Annotated in this window: 13 protein-coding genes; 6 read left to right on the top strand and 7 right to left on the bottom strand. The window is 70.5% G+C overall.

What is annotated here, in order from left to right:
* Positions 1–350: 350 nt before the first annotated feature.
* Positions 351–3,455, top strand: coding sequence for a S53 family peptidase (locus KDL01_RS16955; protein WP_212529478.1), 3,105 nt, complete (start codon positions 351–353; stop codon positions 3,453–3,455).
* 142 nt (positions 3,456–3,597) lie between these two features.
* On the opposite strand, the gene hutI is transcribed toward KDL01_RS16955, so the two are convergent.
* The 4 genes from hutI to hutU all read right to left on the bottom strand — a co-directional run bounded on the left by hutI (position 3,598) and on the right by hutU (position 9,071).
* On the bottom strand, positions 3,598–4,782 hold the full coding sequence (hutI, locus tag KDL01_RS16950; RefSeq protein WP_212529477.1) for an imidazolonepropionase: 1,185 nt from the start codon (positions 4,780–4,782) through the stop codon (positions 3,598–3,600).
* A 63-nt stretch (positions 4,783–4,845) separates the two neighbouring features.
* The gene (locus KDL01_RS16945) at positions 4,846–6,195 is read right to left on the bottom strand and encodes a formimidoylglutamate deiminase (RefSeq protein WP_307846365.1); all 1,350 of its coding nucleotides are present in this window, start codon (positions 6,193–6,195) and stop codon (positions 4,846–4,848) included.
* Positions 6,192–7,385 (bottom strand): allantoate amidohydrolase, encoded by a 1,194-nt coding sequence (locus tag KDL01_RS16940; RefSeq protein WP_281415449.1) that lies wholly within the window; start codon positions 7,383–7,385, stop codon positions 6,192–6,194. Before KDL01_RS16940 ends, KDL01_RS16945 begins: the two co-directional genes overlap by 4 nt.
* 21 nt (positions 7,386–7,406) lie before the next feature.
* Positions 7,407–9,071: a urocanate hydratase gene (hutU, locus tag KDL01_RS16935; protein WP_212529475.1), complete on the bottom strand. Its 1,665-nt coding sequence runs from the start codon at positions 9,069–9,071 to the stop codon at positions 7,407–7,409.
* Positions 9,072–9,217: 146 nt separating this feature from the next.
* Here hutU and hutH point away from each other — a divergent pair, with 146 nt between their 5' ends.
* The 5 genes from hutH (at position 9,218) to KDL01_RS16910 (ending at position 16,937) form a co-directional block, all read left to right on the top strand.
* A complete protein-coding gene (gene hutH / locus KDL01_RS16930; RefSeq protein ID WP_307846363.1) occupies positions 9,218–10,765 on the top strand; it encodes a histidine ammonia-lyase in 1,548 nt (515 codons plus the stop codon).
* A gap of 26 nt (positions 10,766–10,791) precedes the next feature.
* The gene (locus tag KDL01_RS16925) at positions 10,792–11,643 is read left to right on the top strand and encodes a MurR/RpiR family transcriptional regulator (protein WP_212529473.1); all 852 of its coding nucleotides are present in this window, start codon (positions 10,792–10,794) and stop codon (positions 11,641–11,643) included.
* A 309-nt stretch (positions 11,644–11,952) separates the two neighbouring features.
* Positions 11,953–13,647, top strand: coding sequence for a hypothetical protein (locus tag KDL01_RS16920; RefSeq protein WP_212529472.1), 1,695 nt, complete (start codon positions 11,953–11,955; stop codon positions 13,645–13,647).
* A gap of 356 nt (positions 13,648–14,003) precedes the next feature.
* A complete protein-coding gene (locus KDL01_RS16915) occupies positions 14,004–16,181 on the top strand; it encodes a (Fe-S)-binding protein (RefSeq protein WP_212529471.1) in 2,178 nt (725 codons plus the stop codon).
* Between the two features lie 108 nt (positions 16,182–16,289).
* Positions 16,290–16,937: a hypothetical protein gene (locus tag KDL01_RS16910; RefSeq protein ID WP_212529470.1), complete on the top strand. Its 648-nt coding sequence runs from the start codon at positions 16,290–16,292 to the stop codon at positions 16,935–16,937.
* Positions 16,938–16,950: 13 nt separating this feature from the next.
* On the opposite strand, the gene KDL01_RS16905 is transcribed toward KDL01_RS16910, so the two are convergent.
* From KDL01_RS16905 to dcd, 3 genes are all read right to left on the bottom strand, one after another.
* Positions 16,951–17,907, bottom strand: a complete 957-nt coding sequence (locus KDL01_RS16905) for a hypothetical protein (protein WP_212529469.1) — start codon at positions 17,905–17,907, stop codon at positions 16,951–16,953.
* Positions 17,908–17,983: 76 nt separating this feature from the next.
* On the bottom strand, positions 17,984–18,430 hold the full coding sequence (locus KDL01_RS16900) for a hypothetical protein (protein WP_212529468.1): 447 nt from the start codon (positions 18,428–18,430) through the stop codon (positions 17,984–17,986).
* Positions 18,431–18,517: 87 nt separating this feature from the next.
* Positions 18,518–19,093, bottom strand: a complete 576-nt coding sequence (gene dcd, locus KDL01_RS16895) for a dCTP deaminase (protein WP_212529467.1) — start codon at positions 19,091–19,093, stop codon at positions 18,518–18,520.
* Between the last annotated feature and the right edge of the window lie 29 nt (positions 19,094–19,122).

Genomic DNA, 19,122 nt, shown 5'->3' with positions numbered 1-19,122 from the left:
TAAGCCTTGAGCGGCCGTGACTCAAGTCGCTCCCATTGCCCCGGGTCAGCCGTGTCGCACCGGATCCCGGCGCGCCCGCATACGGCTTGGTACCGAACTGCTACACGATCGTTTCTCACCCGCACCCCGGCGGCCTCTACGTTGGCCAGTTGCGCTGCGTGGTCCACTCACCGGTGGACCCGCGGACTCTGCCTTCGGGGGAGCAGGGAATCCGTCGCCGCCACAACGGCCTCGTCTTCCCACTTCCCCGCCTTCACGACCAAGGGATGGGGATACCAGACGTGGACAACCTTCGTGGGACGTCGGAGGACGGGGCGGACAAGCCCTCGTCGTCGACGTTGCCTCGGGCGATGAGGCGGATCGGCTTACCCGCCGCCGTGCTCGGCCTGGCGCTCGGAGCGACCCAGGTCGCCGCGGCCGTGCCGAGTCAGGCCTCATCGGCCACGCGGATCGCGGTCGAAGCGGCGCCGGCGCTGCCGCACGGTGCCAAGTCCGCCGCCGCCCCGGCGGCCGCGACCAAGCTGAGCCTCGACGTGCAGCTCAAGACCGGTCACGAGGCGCAGCTCGAGGCCTACGCCTCGGCCGTTGCCGACAAGAGCTCGCTCTACTACCACCAGTACCTGACGCCGGGCCAGATCGCCCAGGACTTCGGCGCCTCCGCGGACGAGGTGACCGCGGTCACCGAGCAGCTGCGCGCCGAGGGGCTGACGGTCGGTCAGGTCGCCTCCGACGGCATGTTCCTGCCGGTGAGCGGAACGGTGGCGCAGTCCGAGCACGCCTTCGGCGTGACCATCGCCGGATACCAGGCGGCCGGGCGCAAGTTCTACGCCAACACCACCAGCCCGACCGTCTCCGCCGCGATCTCCGGTGACGTCTCGCGGATCGTCGGCCTCGACGACATCAGCTACGCCGTGCCGCACTACACCGCGACCACGCACAAGCTGGCGGCCGCCCCCGTCGGCAAGGCCGTGACGGCCAAGGCCACGAGCAACTCCTCGGTCGGCACCTGCTCCGCGATCAACACGTACTGGAACAGCTACAACACCGAGTACGGGACCGACCTGCAGGAGGGTTCGGGCTACTACACCGCGGACGAGGTCGCCAGCGCCTACGGCGTCAACTCCGCGATCGCCGCCGGGGACGACGGCTCCGGCGTCACCGTCGCCGTGTTCGAGCTCGAGAGCTACGACCCGGCCGGCGTCGCCGCCATCGACTCCTGCTACGGCCACTCCAACTCGGTCACCGAGGTGAAGGTGGACGGCGGCCCGACCGCCCCGCCGAACCAGGTGACCCAGGTCGGCATCGAGTCGGCGCTGGACATCGAGAACATCGCGAACCTGGCCCCCGGCGCGAGCATCATCGACTACGCCGGACCCGACGCGGCCAACGCCAGCGAGACCGATCTGCTCAACATCTTCGAGACGATCTTCAACCAGGACAAGGCCAACGTGGTCTCGTCCAGCTGGGGTCTGTGCGAGCCGCTGACCCAGGGCAACAGCACCGCGGTCCAGGGCGAGGAGAACGCCCTGTTCGAGCAGGCGGCGGCGCAGGGCCAGACCGTCGTGGCCGCCTCCGGCGACTCGGGCTCGACCGACTGCTACGGGGACTCCACCTCCGCCGCGGTCAACAGCGGCCTGTCCGTCGACGACCCGGCCAGCCAGCCCTTCGTGCTCGGCGCCGGCGGCACCAACATGACCGGCACCGGCACCTTCACGCAGTCCGTGTGGAACGAGTGCTTCGACACCACCGACCCGACCACCTGTGGCAGCGGCGGCGGCGGCGTCTCGAACTACTGGCCGGCCCAGTCGTACGAGAGCGGGCTGAGCCCGTCCGGGTACACCACCCACTGCGCCAAGGCCTCGACCACCGGCTGCCGCGGCGTCCCCGACGTCTCCGCGCTGGCCGACCCGAACGACGGCTACGTGATCGAGGAGACCGTCTCCGGCACCGGCATCACCACCGGTGAGTACTACAACATCATCGGCGGCACCAGCGGCGCGGCTCCGGTCTGGGCGGCCATCTTCGCCCTGGCCGACTCCTCGACCCAGTGCAAGTCCAACGGCGGCGCGGGCTTCGTGAACTCGAACCTGTACACCGCGGGCAAGGCCGGCACGAGCGGGATCTTCACCGACGTCACCGTCGGAAACAACGACGTGACCGAGTTCGGCAGCAACGGCGGCTACGCGGCCACCGCCGGCTACGACCTGGCCAGCGGCTGGGGCACCCCGGACGCCACCGGCGTCATCAGCACGGTGTGCGCCGGCTCGGTGACCTCGCCGTCCAGCTACTACGTGCCCAACGGCCCGGTGCGCCTGCTCGACACCCGTAAGGGCATCGGCGGCACCACCGGCCCGGTCAAGGCGCACGCGAGCGTGAACCTGCAGATCACCGGCGTCCAAGGGGTGCCGACCAGCGGCGTCACGGCGGTCGTGCTCAACGTCACCGCGGTCTCCCCGTCCGCGAACGGCGTGGCCACGGTCTACCCGTACGGCCAGTCCGTGCCGACCTCCTCGAACCTGAACTGGCTCTCCGGCCAGACCAAGCCGAACCTCGTGGTCGTGCCGGTCGGCACCGGCGGCAAGGTCTCGCTCTGGAACGGCTCGAACGGCACCGTGCAGTTCCTGGCGGACGAGGCGGGCTACTTCACCTCCTCCTCCAGCGCCACCGGCGTGTCCACCTACACCGCGGTCGGTCCGGTCCGGGCGATGGACACCCGGCACGGCACCGGCGTGCCGCTGGCCAAGATCGGCGCCGACAGCGGGGTCTCGCTCCAGGTCGGCGGTTCGACGGTGGGCTCGGTGAGCATTCCGAGCGGCGTCACGGCGGTCGCGATGAACGTCACCGCGGTCAACTCCACCACCAACAGCGACCTGATCGTCTACCCGAACGAGACCTCGGCCGGTACCGCCGAGTCGGTCCCGAGCGTGTCGAACCTGAACTTCACGGCGGGTCAGACCGCCGCGAACATGGTCATCGTCCCGGTCGGCCCCGACGGCAAGGTGGACTTCTTCAACGGCGCCTCCTCAGGCTCGCTCGACGCCATCGCGGACATCGCCGGCTACTTCACCCCGGGCACCAGCGGCGCGAAGTACCACGCCGTCGGCCCGGTGCGGCTGCTCGACACCCGCAGTGGACAGGGCGAGTCCCTGGCCGAGTTCGCGGCCTCGGGCAACCCGATCGGCGAGCAGGGCTACCTGACCCTGCCGCTGCCGGCGTCCTACAGCGCCCTGGTGGCCAACCTGACGGTGGTCTCCCCGGCCGGCAACGGATTCCTGAGCGCCTACGCGTCCAACGGCTCGCTGCCGAACGTGTCGAACCTCAACTTCCTGACCGGCCAGACGATCCCGAACCTGGCGATCGTGCCGAGCAGCACGGGCGTGAAGTTCTACAACGCCAGCACCACCGGCTCCACCCAGCTCATCGTCGACATGGCGGGCTTCTTCAGTGCGAACTGAGGCCTCGTGTCGGTGAGACCGAGCTGAACCGAGTCGAGGGCAGGGCCCCGGCGGATTCGTCCGCCGGGGCCCTGCCCCTTTTCGCCTTCGTGCCCGGCCCGCTGTCGCCGGGTCAGATCAGGTCGGATCGTGTCAGACCGGTTCAGGCGATCCGCGCGCCGTTCTTCCACACGCTGTGGATGAGCGGCACGCCCGGCCGGTACATCAGGTGCAGATAGGTCGGCGCGTCGAGCACCGCGAAGTCGGCCCGCGCGCCCACCTCGAGGTGGCCGACGTCGGTGAGCCCGAGCGCCTGGGCCCCGCCGAGGGTGGCCGCGCGCAGGGCCTCGGCCGGGGCCATGTGCATCTCGCGGACCGCGAGGGCGAGGCAGAACGGCATCGAGGACGTATAGCAGGACCCGGGGTTGCAGTCGGTGGCGATCGCCACCCGGGCCCCCGCGTTGAGCAGGCCCCGTGCGTCCGGGTACGGCGAGCGGGTGGAGAACTCGACTCCGGGCAGCAGTGTGGCCACGGTCGAGGAGGCGGCCAGGGCGTCGATGTCGGAGGCGTCGAGGTAGGTGCAGTGGTCCGCGCTGGCCGCGCCGTACTCCACCGCCAGCTGCACGCCCGGTCCATGCCCGAGCTGGTTCGCGTGCAGCCGGACGGCGAGGCCGCGGGCCTTGGCCGCGTCCAGGATCAGCCGCGTCTCCACCTCGTCGAAGGCGCCGCGCTCGCAGAACACGTCCACGAAGTTCGCGTACTCGGCGCAGGCCTCGAGCATCGGTCCGCGCACCAGGTCCACGTACTGCTGGCGACGGTCGGCGTACTCGGCCGGGATGACGTGCGCGCCGAGGAAGGTCGCCACGTCGCACTCCTGCGCGGCGATCCGCAGCGCCCGCACCTCGTCCTCGACGGTCAGGCCGTACCCGGTCTTGCACTCCACCGTTGTCGTACCCTGACGCGCCATCTCGGCCAGCAGCCGGCGCGCGTTCGCCCGCAGCGCCTCGTCGCTGGCGGCGCGGGTGGCCGCGACCGTGGTCCTGATCCCGCCGGCCGAGTACCTGCTCCCGGTCATCCGGGCCTCGAACTCGCCCGCGCGGTCGCCCGCGAACACCAGGTGCGCGTGGCTGTCGACGAAGCCGGGGATCACGGCCCGGCCCTCGACGTCCACCCGCTCGTCCGCCGCCGGGGCCGCCGCGGCGCGCCCGGTCCAGGCGATCCGGCCGTCCGCCACGATCAGGGCGGCCGGGTCCGACTCGTCCGGGGCGTGCAGCCCGGCCGTGTCCACAGGCTGTGGACTGTGCGTGGTCAGCTCGCCGATGCCGGTGACGAGCAGGGTGGAGGGCATGCGGGCGTCCTTCGTGCGTCGGGGCCCGGAGCGTGCGGGCACGTCCGGGCGCGAGCGTTGAGCTCAGGCGTAGAGAGCGTGGATGGCCGCGCCCAGCCGCCTCGAGACTCCGTCCACCAACTGATGGACACCATCCCAGACGACCACGCGTCCGGCGATCACGACATGCCGCACGTCCGGTGCCGCCGCCGCGTAGACCAGCGACTCCACCGCGCGGTCCGGTTCTGTGCCGGTCAGCCGGATCGAGTCCAGGTCCACCGTGACGAAGTCGGCGCCGCGGCCCGCGGCCAGCGCGCCCACGTCCGGGCGGCCCAGGCTCGCGTGCCCGGCCGAGGTGGCCGCGCGCAGCAGGTCGGCCGCGGGCCAGTGCCCGCGCCGCTCGGTGGCCAGCCGCTCGTTCAGCTCGACCGCGCGGGCCTCCTCGAACAGGTCGATCACCGCGTGGCTGTCCGAGCCCAGCGTGATCGGGGATCCGGCCTCGAACATGCAGCGCGCCGAGCCGATGCCGTCGGCCAGGTCCCGCTCGGTCGTCGGGCACATACACACGCCTGTGCGCGAGTCGCCCAGGATCTCGATGTCCATCTGGGACAGGTGCGTCGCGTGCACCGCGGTGGTGCGCGGACCGAGTGCGCCGTACTGCTGCAGCAGCTGCGCGGGTGTGCGGTGGTAGTGCTCGAGGCAGGCCTCGTTCTCCGCGCGCTGCTCGGACAGGTGCACGTGCAACGGCGCCCCCCACCGCTCGGCGGCCTGTGCCACCGTGGCGAGCTGGTCCACCGGAACCGCGCGTACCGAGTGGATCGCGGTGCCCACGACCACGTCCTTCGCGGCCGCGTAGTGGTTGCGCAGGTCCTCCACCCGCGCGGCCCACTTCTCCGCGTCGCCGTCGGAGAAGCGCTGCTGCGTCTCGTTCACCGGCGTACGGATCCCGCCCGCCAGATAACAGGTGTCCAGCAGGGTGATCCGGATCCCGGCCGCCCGTGCGGCCTCGATGAGCGCGTGGCCCATCGCGTTCGGGTCGGCGTACGGCGTGGCGCCCGGGGCGTGGTGCAGGTAGTGGAACTCGCCGACGTTCGTGATGCCGGCCAGGGCCATCTCCGCGAAGACGCCCGTGGCCAGCTCCCGATACGTATCCGGATCGAGCCCGGCGACCGCCGCGTACATCTGTTCGCGCCAGGTCCAGAAGGTGCCCTCGCCGGCCTGGGTACGTCCGCGCAGCGCGCGGTGGAACGCGTGCGAGTGCGCGTTCGCCATGCCCGGCACGGTGAATCCGGCCAGGCGCACGGCCTGTCCGCGCGCCGCCTCCGCGGCCGCGTCCGGGACGACCCGCACGATCCGGTCCTGGCGCACCTCGATCAGCACGTCCTTGCGCACCAGGCCGTCGACCAGGGCGTATGCGGCCAGATAGTCCGTCACAGCCCACCGCCGGCCAGTTCGCGCACCGCGGCGGCCAGCGCGTGCACGCCGACCTCGCAGTCCGCGAGTTCCGCCTGCTCGGCGGGAGAGTGCGAGACCCCGGAGGGGTTGCGCACGAACAACATCGCGGTCGGAATGCGGGCGGCGAGGATGCCGGCGTCGTGTCCGGCCCCGGTCGGCAGCACCGGCGCGTCCTCGAGCGTCTTGGCCAGACGGTCGCGCAGGGCGTGGTCGAACTCGACGATGGGGGTCAGCGATTCGTTCACGACAGACAGGGACGCGCCGTCGCGCTCGGCCCGTTCCCGGGCGGCCTGCTCCAGCTCCGCGAGCAGGGACGCGAGCGCCGCCTCGGACGGGGCCCGCCCGTCCAGCCACGCGCTGACCTTGGACGGGATCGCGTTGGTGCCGTTCGGTTCCACGTGGATCCGACCGAAGGTGGCCAGCGCGCCGTGCGCCGCGGCCTTCTTCCGGGCGGCCAGCACGGTGAAGGCGTAGGACAGCATCGGGTCGCGCCGGTCCTCGAGCCGGGTGGTGCCGGCGTGGTTGGCCTCGCCGCCGAAGTCGAAGCGCCAGCGGCCGTGCGGCCAGATCGAGGTGGCCACCCCGACCGCGCGCTCGAGCTCGACCAGACCGCGGCCCTGCTCGATGTGCAGTTCCACGTACTGGCCGATCCGGTCCAGCAGCGCGTCGTCCGGGCCCAGCGCGTCCGGGTCGTGACCCGCCGCCTCCATCGCGTCGCCCAGCCTGACCCCGTCCGCGTCGGTCAGCGCCCTGGCCCGCTCCGGGTCCAACTGCCCGGTCAGCAGCCGGGATCCGGCACAGGCCACGCCGAAGCGCGCGCCCTCCTCGTCGGCGAAGTTCGCGATCGCGATCGGCCGGGCCGGGGCCCAGCCCTGCTCGCGCAGCACGTCGACCGCGGCGAAGGAGCTGATCACGCCCAGCGGACCGTCGAAGGCGCCGCCGTCCGGCACCGAGTCCAGGTGCGAGCCGATCGCCAGCGCCTTGCCCGGCAGCTGCTCACCCCACCAGGCCCACTGGTTGCCGTTGCGGTCGGTGCGCACGGTCAGGCCGCGATCGGCCGCCTGCGCGGTGAACCAGGCGCGGCAGGCCAGATCGGCCTTGGACCAGGCGAACCGGCGGTAGCCGCCGCTGGAGCGGGAGTAGCCCAGCGGCAGCAGACTCCGCCACAGCTCGTGGAAATCCTCCACAGATCAGCCCTCGTCGCCTTCGTTCATCGGCACGCGCACGCCGCGCTCCGCCGCGATCTCCTCGGCCCGCTCGTACCCGGCGTCCACGTGCCGGATCACGCCCATGCCGGGGTCGTTGGTCAGCACCCGCTCCAGCTTCTGCGCGGCCAGCGGCGTGCCGTCGGCCACCGAGACCTGCCCGGCGTGGATCGAGCGGCCCATGCCGACGCCGCCGCCGTGGTGGATCGAGACCCAGGACGCGCCCGAGGCCACGTTGATCATCGCGTTCAGCAGCGGCCAGTCCGCGATCGCGTCCGAACCGTCCAGCATCGCCTCGGTCTCCCGGTAGGGGGAGGCCACCGAGCCGCAGTCCAGGTGGTCGCGCCCGATCACGAGCGGCGCCTGCACCTCGCCGGAGCCGACGAGCTCGTTGAACCGCAGGCCGGCCTCGTGCCGCTCGCCGTAGCCGAGCCAGCAGATCCGGGCCGGCAGGCCCTGGTAGTGCACCCGCTCGCCGGCCAGCTTGATCCAGCGGGCCAGCGACTCGTTCTCGGGGAAGAGCTCGAGCACGGCCCGGTCGGTCACCGCGATGTCCTTCGGGTCCCCGGACAGCGCCGCCCAGCGGAACGGGCCCTTGCCCTCGCAGAACAGCGGCCGGATGTACTTCGGCACGAAGCCGGCGAAGTCGAAGGCCCGCTCGTACCCGGCCAGCTTGGCCTCGCCGCGGATCGAGTTGCCGTAGTCGAACACCTCGGCGCCGGCGTCCTGGAAGCCCACCATCGCCTCCACGTGCCGGGCCATCGCCTCCCGGGCCCGGGTGGTGAACTCGGCCGGCTTCTCGGCGGCGAAGGACTTCATGTCCTCGAAGGCCAGGCCGAGCGGCAGGTAGGAGAGCGGGTCGTGGGCCGAGGTCTGGTCGGTCACGATGTCGATCGGCGCGTTCATCGCCAACAGCGCGGGCACCAGCTCGGCCGCGTTGCCCAGCACACCGATGGACAGCGGCCGGCGCGCGTCCCTGGCCTCGACCGCGAGCGCCAGCGCGTGCTCGAGCGAGTCGGCCTGCACGTCCAGGTAGCGGTGCTCGATCCGGCGGGTGATCGCGCGCGGGTCGCAGTCGATGCAGATGGCCACGCCGTCGTTCATCGTCACCGCGAGCGGCTGGGCGCCGCCCATCCCGCCGAGGCCCGCGGTCAGCGTGATGGTGCCGGCCAGGGTGTCGTTGAAGCGCTTGGCCGCCACGGCCGCGAAGGTCTCGTAGGTGCCCTGCAGGATGCCCTGGGTGCCGATGTAGATCCAGGACCCGGCCGTCATCTGGCCGTACATCATCAGCCCTAGCGCGTCGAGGCGGCGGAACTCGTCCCAGTTCGCCCAGTCCCCGACCAGGTTGGAGTTGGCCAGGATCACCCGCGGCGCCCACTCGTGCGTGCGCATCACCCCGACCGGCTTGCCCGACTGCACCAGCATGGTCTCGTCGCCCTTGAGCGTGGCCAGGGTGCGCAGCATGGCGTCGAACGACCCCCAGTTGCGCGCCGCCTTGCCGGTGCCGCCGTAGACCACGAGCTCCTCGGGGTGCTCGGCCACCTCGGGGTCGAGGTTGTTCTGCAGCATCCGGTAGGCCGCCTCCTGCTGCCAGCCGAGCGTGTGGAGGTCGGTGCCGCGCGGGGCGGTGACGAGCCGGGGACCGGTCATGCGGAGCTCACCTTCTGGGAGGGACGGCGGTGGCGGTAGGGGTCGATGGAGCCACCGGACATGTTATGCAATCATTCACTGGTGCGGTCAACCGCATGACCCTATTCACTTTGGTTTCCCGACTCGGGCGTGGCACTGGAGGATCCGTGACGGTTGTGACTCTCGGCAAGGACGAGCTCGGCTTCGACGACGTGTTGGCCGTGGCCCGCGACGGCGCCCGGGTCGAGATCGGCCCGGCCGCCCTGGACGCGCTCGCCCGCGGCCGCGCCCTGGTCGACGAACTCGCCGCCGCGCCCACCCCCGCCTACGGCATCTCCACCGGCTTCGGCGCCCTGGCCACCCGGCACATCGACCCCGAGCTGCGGGCCGCGCTCCAGCGCTCGCTGATCCGCTCGCACGCGGCCGGCCTCGGTCCGCTGGTGGAGCCCGAGGTCGTCAGGGCCCTGATCCTGATGCGACTCAAGACCCTGGCCAGCGGCCACACCGGGGTGCGCCCGGTGGTCGCCGAGACCATGGCCGCGCTGCTCAACGCCGGCATCACCCCGGCCGTGCGCGAGTTCGGCTCGCTCGGCTGCTCCGGCGACCTCGCGCCGCTCTCCCACGTCGCGCTGGTGCTCATGGGCGAGGGCGAGGTCATCGGCCCGGACGGCACCGAGGTCCCGGCCGGACCGGTGCTGGCCGCGCACGGCATCGCCCCGATCGAGCTCGCGCCCAAGGAGGGCCTGGCCCTGATCAACGGGACCGACGGCATGCTCGGCATGCTGATCATGGCGATCCGCGACTTCGAGCGGCTGCTGAAGATCGCCGATGTCAGCGCCGCGATGAGCGTCGAGGCGCAGCTCGGCACCGACCGCGTCTTCCGCCCCGAACTGCACGCGATAAGGCCGCACCCGGGCCAGGCCGCGTCCGCCGCGAACCTCATCGCCCTGCTCGCCGACTCCGAGGTCATGGCCTCGCACCGGGGCGAGAACACCTGCACCCGGGTGCAGGACGCGTACTCGCTGCGCTGCGCCCCGCAGGTGGCCGGCGCCGCCCGCGACACCCTCGCGCACGCCGCCACCGTGGCCGAGCGCGAACTCGCCGCCATCGTGGACAACCCGGTGGTGCTGCTGGACGACGGCCGGGTGGAGTCCAACGGCAACTTCCACGGCGCGCCGGTGGCCTACGTGCTCGACTTCCTGGCCATCGCCTCCGCCGACCTCGCCTCCATCGCCGAGCGCCGCACCGACCGGATGCTGGACGTGGCCCGCTCGCACGGCCTGCCCCCGTTCCTCGCCGACGACCCCGGCGTCGACAGCGGCCTGATGATCGCCCAGTACACCCAGGCCGCGCTGGTCTCCGAGAACAAGCGCCTGGCCGCGCCGGCCAGCGTGGACTCGATCCCGTCCTCTGCGATGCAGGAGGACCACGTCTCCATGGGCTGGTCCGCCGCGCGCAAGCTGCGCCAGTCGCTGCAGAACCTGGCCCGGGTGCTCGCGATCGAGCTGCTCACCGCCGCCCGCGCGCTCGACCTGCGCGCCCCGCTCGCGCCGGCGCCCGCCACCGCCGCGGCCGTCGCCGCGCTGCGGGCCGGCGGCGTCGGCGGCCCCGGCCCGGACCGCTACCTCTCGATCGAGATGCGCGCCGCCGAGCAGGCCGTGCTCGACGGCTCGGTGCTGGCCGCGGTCGAGGCCGTGACCGGTCCGCTGCGATGACCGGGAAACTGTAGGCTGCCGGGCTCATGGACCAGCTCAAGCCCGCCTCGGAGCAGCTGCTCGCCCTGTTGGACGGGCGGCGGCTGTCTCCGGCGCAGCGCCGGATCGCGCAGTACCTCATCGACAACCTGTCCGAGGCCGCGTTCCTCAGCAGCGTCGACCTGGCCGAGCGGGCCGGGGTGAGCCAGCCCGCGGTCAGCCGCTTCGCCGCCGCCCTCGGCTTCTCCGGCTATCCGGCCCTGCGCGACGCCCTGCGCCCGATAGTGCTCGGCGGCGTCGCGGAGACCCCGCAGCAGGTGCGTCGCAATGAACTGCAGGCCGCGATCGCGTCCGAGCAGAACAACCTCGCCACCCTGCACGAACTGGCCGCCGATCCCGAGCGCTTCGCCGCGCTCGGCCGTGAGCTCGCGGCCAGTTCGTGCCTGCCGGTGCTCGGCCTGCGCATGTCCGACCCGGTGGCCTACTACTTCGTCTACGGCGCCAGGCGGATCCACCCCGACGTCCGGTTCATCGACAACGCCGGATCCGCCGCGTCCGACCTGCTTCTGCAGTCCCGTCAGGCCGGGGCCACCTGGCTGCTCGCCTTCATGCTGCCCCGGTACGCGGCCGAGGCGATCACGGTGCTGAACGCGGCCAAGGCCATGGGACTCAAGGTCGCCCTGGTTACCGACAGCGTGCTCGCCCCCTGGACCGAGTACGCCGACGCCGTCCTGCCCGCCCCGGTCGGCTCCCGCCTCGTCTTCGACTCCCACGCCGCCCCGATGCTGGTGGCGGGCCTGATCGTGCAGGCCATCGCGGACGCCGAACCCGCCCGGACCCAGGCGCGGCTGGAGGAGCACGAGGCCCTGAGCGAGAGCCTGAATTACTACCTGCACTGACCGAACACGGCGCGGCCGCCTTCGCACGTATACGTATTCGGATATTCTCGCGCTCGATTCAGGTCCGGTTCATCCGGGCGAAAGCCGCTGGTCCCCGCGTCGGCCGAAGCCTTGGATTCTTATGAATCGGCGGCTGATCCGTCGACATCTTGTACCGCAACCGTGACGGATACCGATTGTCGCGCCGAACCCCCGGGCGATATGGTCAGCTGTTTCATCTTCAGTTCATGTTCCATGCCCGTGTTCTGATGAACGCGGCATCTTTCAGGGGAGGACGCGGTGCGCAACCGCCGTCTTACGATATCCGCGGTGATGGTGGGATCCCTCGGTATCGCTCTCGCTCCGGCACTCGCCGAAGCGGCTTCTTCGACTTCTTCGACTTCTTCGGTCCACGTCACCGCGTCTGCCGCGGCCTCGTCCTCGGCTTCGGCCTTCACCAAGAAGGCTGCCGAGCAGCACAAGATCATCTTCTCCGGGAACGTGGTGCGCCATCACACGAGCGCGGCCGGGCCCAACCCGACCCTCGGGTTCACCCCCGTGGGCTTCGACACCAGCGCCTACGGGGTGGAGCTGCTCGTCGCGCCGACCGGTCTGACCACCGGTAGTGCCACCGTCACGGTCGACTGGGGCGACTCGTCGGCGGTCACCACGCAGACCGTGACCTCCTCGACCACCAGCGTCACCGTCGACCACGAGTACAGCCAGCTCGGCGCGTACACGGTCACCATCACGATCAACGACGGCCAGGGTGACTCCGCGACCCAGTCCGCGACGGCGTTCACCGCTGGTTCCGAGTACACCGCCTACACCCCGACGCGCATCCTGGACACCCGTAAGGGCATCGGAGCCCCGGCTGCGGCCGTCGGCGCCGGCAAGACGCTGAGCCTGCAGGTCGCGGGTGCCGGCGCCAGCGGCGACACCATCCCGTCCGGGATCACCGCGGTCGTGCTGAACGTCACCGCGGTCTCCCCGACCGCCAACGGCGTGCTGACCGTCTACGGCGACGAGGACGCCTACGGCGACCAGGAGACCCTCCCGACGACCTCGAACGTGAACTACAAGACCGGCCAGAACGTGCCGAACCTGGTCATCGTGCCGGTCGGGGCGAACGGCGTGGTCGACTTCCACAACGGCGGCAGCAAGGGCAACACCCAGATCCTCGCCGACGTCGCGGGTTACTTCACCGCGGACCAGAACACCGACAAGTACGTCGGCATCAGCCCGGCCCGGATCCTGGACACCCGGCACGGCACCGGCACCGGCAAGGTCGCCAAGATCCCGGCCAACGGCAGCGTCACGCTGACCGTCGCGGGCTCGGACAACGGCACCATCCCGGCGGCCGGCGTGGACGCGATCTCGATGAACCTCACCGTGGTCAACGGCACCAAGAACGGCGTCATCACCGCCTACCCCGATGGTGAGGCGACCGTGCCCACGGTCTCCAACGTGAACTACAGCGCCGGCCAGACCATCGCCAACATGTCGATCGTCAAGGTGGGCGAGGACGGCAAGGTCGTGCTGTACAACAACAGCAGCGGCACGGTGGACCTGATCGCCGACGCCAACGGCTACTTCTCCTCGACCACCACGGTCGCCACCGCCAGCGCCTACCTCCCGTTCGACTCGCCGGAGCGTTACGTCGACACCCGGGCGACGGACAACTCCAGCCCGATCGAGGGCGCCGTGCCGACCGGGACTCCGATCGGCGTGCCGATCGCGGAGTACTCCTACGAGACCGCCGAGGTGTTCAACGCCACCGTCGTCTCCCCCACCGGCAACGGCTTCCTCTCGCTCTACCCGTACAACCCCTCGAGCGCGAGCGCGGTGCCGTCGACCTCGAACCTGAACTACCTGACCGGCCAGACGGTGCCGAACCTGGCCATCACCGAGCTCGGCAGCACCCTGGACCCGAAGTACGACGGCTACGACTTCGGCCTGTACCTCGGCGGCAAGGGCACGTCGCAGGTGATCGTGGACTGGTTCGGCGAGTTCCAGGACCAGTAAGCCTCACCGCACCACCCGCTTCACGCAGTACCGCAGTACCGCAGTACCGCAACACCGCAACACCGCTTCACCTTGAGCCCGTGGGCGCTCGTCTCCGATCCGGAGGCGGGCGCCCACGGCGCGTTTCGGGACGCGCCCGGACGTGGCGCCCGACGTGGCGTTGGTCACCATCCCCGATTCGGCCCCGCGCCGCGCCCACCTTCGGCGCGGTGTTATGCGGTGATACGTCCGATAAGTCAGACTGAATGAGCGTTAAGTCCATGGTCGCCAAATAAGTTACCGGCGAGTAGACTGCGGCCGTTCGACGCAGACCTGCCCGGTTGGGCAGACCGGCCCCGAAGGAGCCCGACCGGAACATGCAGATCGCCGCGATCATCACCTCGCTGGGCATCGCCGCGGTGGGCCTCGCGCTCTTCGCGCAGGTGCTCGTGCGCATGTACAAGACGATCACGATGGGTCAGCCGGTACCCGGGCGCACCTCCAACCCGTGGGCCCGCACCAAGAACCTGGTCGTCGAGTTCGGCGCGCACACCCGGATGGCCCGCAGGGGCAAGCGCTCGATCGGCGCCGCCCACTGGTTCGTCATGGTCTCCTTCGGGCTGCTGTTCTTCACCCTGATCACCGCGTTCGGCCAGCTGTTCTCGCCGAGCTTCCAGATCCCGGTGATCGGGCACTGGTGGCCCTACCAGTTCGTCACCGAGCTGTTCACCGTCGTCGGCCTGGTCGCGATCGTCTACCTGATGGCGCTGCGCCTGGCGAACCTGCCGCGCACCAAGGGCCGCAAGTCCCGGTTCTTCGGCTCGGTCATGTGGCAGGCGTACTACGTCGAGTACACGATCCTCGGCGTGCTGCTGTGCATCCTGGTGCTGCGCGGCGCCGAGTGCGCGCTGGAGAACGGCTCCCGCTTCTCCATGGAGTACTTCTTCTCCGCGCCGATCGCCAAGGGCCTGTTCCAGGGCGCCTCGGTCTCCACCCTGCACAACGTCATCTGGGCCGTGGCCACCCTCAAGATCGTGATCTCCTTCGCCTGGATGATCACCATCTCGCTCAACTCCACCATGGGCGTCGCCTGGCACCGCTTCCTGGCCTTCCTCAACATCTGGTTCAAGAAGAAGGACGACGGCGGCACCGCGCTCGGCGCGCTCAACCCGATGCTCTCCGGCGGCAAGCCGATCGACTTCGAGGACCCGGACGAGGACGCCGTCTTCGGCGTCGGCAAGGTCGAGGACTTCGGCTGGAAGGGCCTGCTGGACTTCAGCACGTGCACCGAGTGCGGCCGCTGCCAGGAGCAGTGCCCGGCCTGGAACACCGAGAAGCCGCTCTCGCCCAAGCTGATGGTGCTCGCCCTGCGCGACCACGCCCACGCCAAGGCCCCCTACATCTTCGCCGGCGGCGGCCTCGACCTCGCGGGCGAGGAGAAGGCCACCGAGGAGATGCTCAAGGGCGTCCCGCACGACGTGCTCGCCGAGGCGGCCCGTCCGCTGGTCGGCTCGCCCGAGGACAACGCCGTGTTCGCGGCCGAGGCCCTGTGGTCCTGCACCACCTGCGGCGCGTGCGTCGAGCAGTGCCCGGTCGACATCGAGCACGTGGACCACATCGTCGACATGCGCCGCTACCAGGTCATGATCGAGTCGGCGTTCCCGTCCGAGGCGGGCACGATGCTCAAGAACATCGAGAACAAGGGCAACCCGTGGGGCATGCCCGCCAAGAAGCGCCTTGACTGGGTCTCCGAGGTGGACTTCGAAGTCCCGATCTTCGGCGAGGACGTCGAGGACCTGTCCGAGATCGACTACCTGTACTGGGTCGGCTGCGCCGGATCCCTCGAGGACCGGGCGAAGAAGACCACCAAGGCCTTCGCCGAACTGCTACACATCGCCGGGGTCAAGTTCGCCATCCTCGGCGGCGAGGAGAGCTGCACCGGAGACCCGGCCCGCCGGCTCGGCAACGAGTTCCTGTTCCAGATGCAGGCGCAGCAGAACGTGGAGATGCTCAACGAGGCCTTCGGGGACAAGCCGAGCAAGAAGATCGTGGCGACCTGCCCGCACTGCTTCAACTCGCTGGCCAACGAGTACCCCCAGGTGGGCGGCACCTACGACGTCATCCACCACACCCAGCTGCTCGACACGCTGGTGGCCGAGGGCCGGCTGACCCCGGTCACCCCGATCGACCAGAACATCACCTACCACGACCCGTGCTACCTCGGCCGCCACAACAAGGTCTACACCCCGCCGCGCGAGATCATCGCCAAGGTGCCGGGCCTGCGCAACACCGAGATGCACCGCTGCAAGGAGAAGGGCTTCTGCTGCGGCGCCGGCGGAGCGCGCATGTGGATGGAGGAGCGCATCGGCAAGCGCATCAACACCGAGCGGGTGGACGAGGCGCTCTCGACGAACCCTGACGTCATTTCCACGGCCTGCCCCTACTGCCTGGTCATGCTCGGGGACTCGATCACCGCGCGCAAGCAGAGCGGTGAGGTGCCGGAATCGATGGAAGTGGTCGATGTCTCGCAGTTGCTGCTGCGTTCCGTGAAGTGAGTTAGAGCAGGACACGAGCCAGGAGTAGGCTGCCCTCCACGAGTGACCGTACGGAGTGACCGGAGGGACGGGTCACGACGGTCCGTCTACGTGGAGGGCAGCGGCTTCATGAGCGGCGAGGAACCGATCGGTGCGCAAGCACAGGAACCGGAGACCGAAGCCGGCTCGGCGGCCAGTGGGAGACCCGACCGAATACGTGCCTGGTTCGGCGGGCTCGGCCGCGCCCTGATCGCGCTCGTCGTCACGCTGGCCGTGCTCGGCGTGCTCGGCGGCGTCACCGACGTGGTGCTGCACGAGGTGCGCCACACCAGCACCAGCACCACCGCGTATCAGAACGTGAACGCGGTCGTGGTCGTACTCGACGGCGACGTCTCGCTCACCGTCGTGGGCACCGCCTCCGACTCCACCGCGACGCTTACCGCGTCCGACACCTCCACCCCGTTCGACGACCCGGTGCGCACCACGGACGTCATAGGCACCACGCTCTATCTGACCGAGCGCTGCGCCGACTCCCGCTGCTCGGCTCAGCTGACGCTGCAGGTGCGGCCGGACGCGGCGCTGAGCGTCACCGCGGGCAACGCGCTGCGGATGGACGACTCCGTCATCGACCTCGAGGGCCTCACCTCCGGCGCCACCGTCACCGCGGCCCCGGCGAAGCTGGTCGTCACCGGCACCGTGGTCACCGGCGCGGTCCTCGGCACACTCTCGTGCGACGACGTGGCCGACTGCGTGGGCGTCGCGACGGCCAACTCGTAGGGCCCGCCCCGGCTCAGCGCACCGCGGTGAAGGCCGCGGACAACGGAAACCCCTCCCCGTCCAGCACCAGGCCGCCGACCACGTCGGCGAGCTGGCAGGCCGCGCCGCGCAACTGGGCGTCGACGCGTTGCGCGTCGAAATCAGTGGCCTGCGGCAGGCAGCGGAAACGGTAGACCGTGCACGGCCAGTCCGCGGCGGCACGGGGCCGCAGCGCGTAGGGCACGAACCCGTCCGCGCGAAACGGCCGGACCCGCACTTCGAAGCTCCCGGGCCGGTCCAGGCAGTAGTCGTTCGGGGCCAGGGCGCCGTTGCGATCCAGCTCCGGCAGGCTGAGGCAGAGCACCGAGCGCAGTACCGACCAGGGCAACGCGTCGTGCCCGTAGACGCAGTACACGTTGTCCTGCGCCTGTACGTGCCGCACCGTCACGGATCTGGTGGCACGTAGCGAATCCGCGGGCAACCGCATCGCCCCGCCCAGCCGCCGCGCCAGCCCCGTCACCAGCGACCAGGCCACCCCCTCGACCCCGACCGGCAGGCCGTGCGGATAGCGCAGCCGCATCTGGTCGGCATCGATCCCGTCCGGCACGCGCACCCGGTCACGCACGCACAGCGCGGCATACGCGGTGGTCCAGGTGGAGCCCAGCCCCGCGTCCACGAGCGTTTCCGGATCCAGCCGGAACGGCCCGGCGAAGCGCACGCCCTGCGCCACCTCGACGCCGGTCTCTTCGGATGTTCCGAATGCTCCGGATGTTCTGGGCGTTTCGGACAAATCAGTCGATCCGTGCGTTCCGGGGTCCCCGGCGTCGATACCGGTGCCGGCGCTCGGATTCCACTCCTGCACCAGCCGCCTCACGGCGGTGTCCGTGGGGGTGCCGCCCAGCAGCAAGATCGGATGCTGCCGCAGCAGCGATCCCGGCTCGGCCGACCCGGCACGGGATCGGCCCCGCAGTGTCCAAGGCGTCGGGCTCACGCCGCCACTGTCGCAGGGTCCTGCCCGATGCGAGAGAGTATCCGCGCGAATTCACTCGAATCGCGCACGCGCGGGACTACCAGAGTGCGCCGAACGGGTCCTCGGGCGGCGTTGTGAGCTCCACCGCGTCCCCCAGCGCGTCCGCCGCGAACCCGCCCGTCGCCGCGATCACGGCCTTCGCCACCCGATAGCGCAGCCGATCCGCCCCCGGCCCCGACTCGGCGACGTGGACGTCGTAACGTGCCTGCGCCGACGTCGTGGCGCGTTCGACCTCGACGACGAAGGTCGCGACCGTGTCGGAGAAGGTCGCGCTGTAGTAGGTGAACGGCTCCTCGTCGGCCAAGTCCGCGAGATCGGCCAGATCCGCCAGGTCAGCTAGATCGTCGAGCCCGTCATCCGGCGCGGTGGCGCAGAACACGTCCCCCGTCGCCAGCGGCACCAACGCGTCGAGCACCGCGCCCGTGTCCGCGAGCTGTGGCGCCAACACCGTCACCGCGCGTGAGTCGACGGGAAACATCGGCATGACTCAATCCCCCAGGCAGAAGCTCGTGCGCGGTGTCTTGGTGTGCGCGTGCCGGGCGTGTGACCGGACACGTGGCCGAACGCGTGACTAGACCTGCGTGCGGTGGAAGTTCAGGTAAGAGCGCGACGGCGTGGGCCCGCGCTGCCCCTGGTACCGCGACCCGGTCGCCGTGGACCCGTACGGGTGCTCGGCCGGCGAGGTGAGTCGGAACATGCACAGCTGCCCGATCTTCATACCGGGCCACAGCTTGATCGGCAGCGTCGCGACGTTCGACAGCTCGAGCGTGACATGCCCGGAGAACCCCGGGTCGATGAACCCCGCCGTCGAGTGCGTCAGCAGCCCGAGCCGCCCCAGGCTGGACTTCCCCTCCAGCCGCGAAGCCACGTCGTCCGGCAGCGTGACCTGCTCGTACGTCGAGCCCAGCACGAACTCGCCCGGGTGCAGAATGAACGGCTCGTCCTCGGCCGGCTCCACCAGCCGGGTCAGTTCCGGCTGCTCCTGCGAAGGATCGATGTGCGGGTACCGGTGGTTCTCGAAGACCCGGAAGTACCGGTCCAACCGCACGTCGATCGACGACGGCTGCACCATCGCGTCGTCATACGGATCGATCCGCACCCGCCCCGAGGCGATCTCCGCCCGTAAGTCCTTGTCTGAGAGCAACACGACACCGACCGTACAGCCTGTCTCTTATA

It is taken from the genome of Actinospica durhamensis (genome assembly GCF_018139695.1).
GTDB lineage: Bacteria > Actinomycetota > Actinomycetes > Streptomycetales > Catenulisporaceae > Actinospica > Actinospica durhamensis.
Note: the sequence above shows the minus strand (reverse complement) of the source record. Positions and strands in the feature narration are given on the sequence as shown.

Excerpts from the sequence above, each read along its gene's own strand:
- KDL01_RS16955 (WP_212529478.1), top strand. The coding sequence starts at position 351 with ATGAGGCGGATCGGCTTACCCGCCGCCGTGCTCGGCCTGGCGCTCGGA.
- hutI (WP_212529477.1), bottom strand. The coding sequence starts at position 4,782 with ATGCCCTCCACCCTGCTCGTCACCGGCATCGGCGAGCTGACCACGCAC.
- hutU (WP_212529475.1), bottom strand. The coding sequence starts at position 9,071 with ATGACCGGTCCCCGGCTCGTCACCGCCCCGCGCGGCACCGACCTCCAC.
- KDL01_RS16925 (WP_212529473.1), top strand. The coding sequence starts at position 10,792 with ATGGACCAGCTCAAGCCCGCCTCGGAGCAGCTGCTCGCCCTGTTGGAC.
- KDL01_RS16915 (WP_212529471.1), top strand. The coding sequence starts at position 14,004 with ATGCAGATCGCCGCGATCATCACCTCGCTGGGCATCGCCGCGGTGGGC.
- KDL01_RS16910 (WP_212529470.1), top strand. The coding sequence starts at position 16,290 with ATGAGCGGCGAGGAACCGATCGGTGCGCAAGCACAGGAACCGGAGACC.
- KDL01_RS16900 (WP_212529468.1), bottom strand. The coding sequence starts at position 18,430 with ATGCCGATGTTTCCCGTCGACTCACGCGCGGTGACGGTGTTGGCGCCA.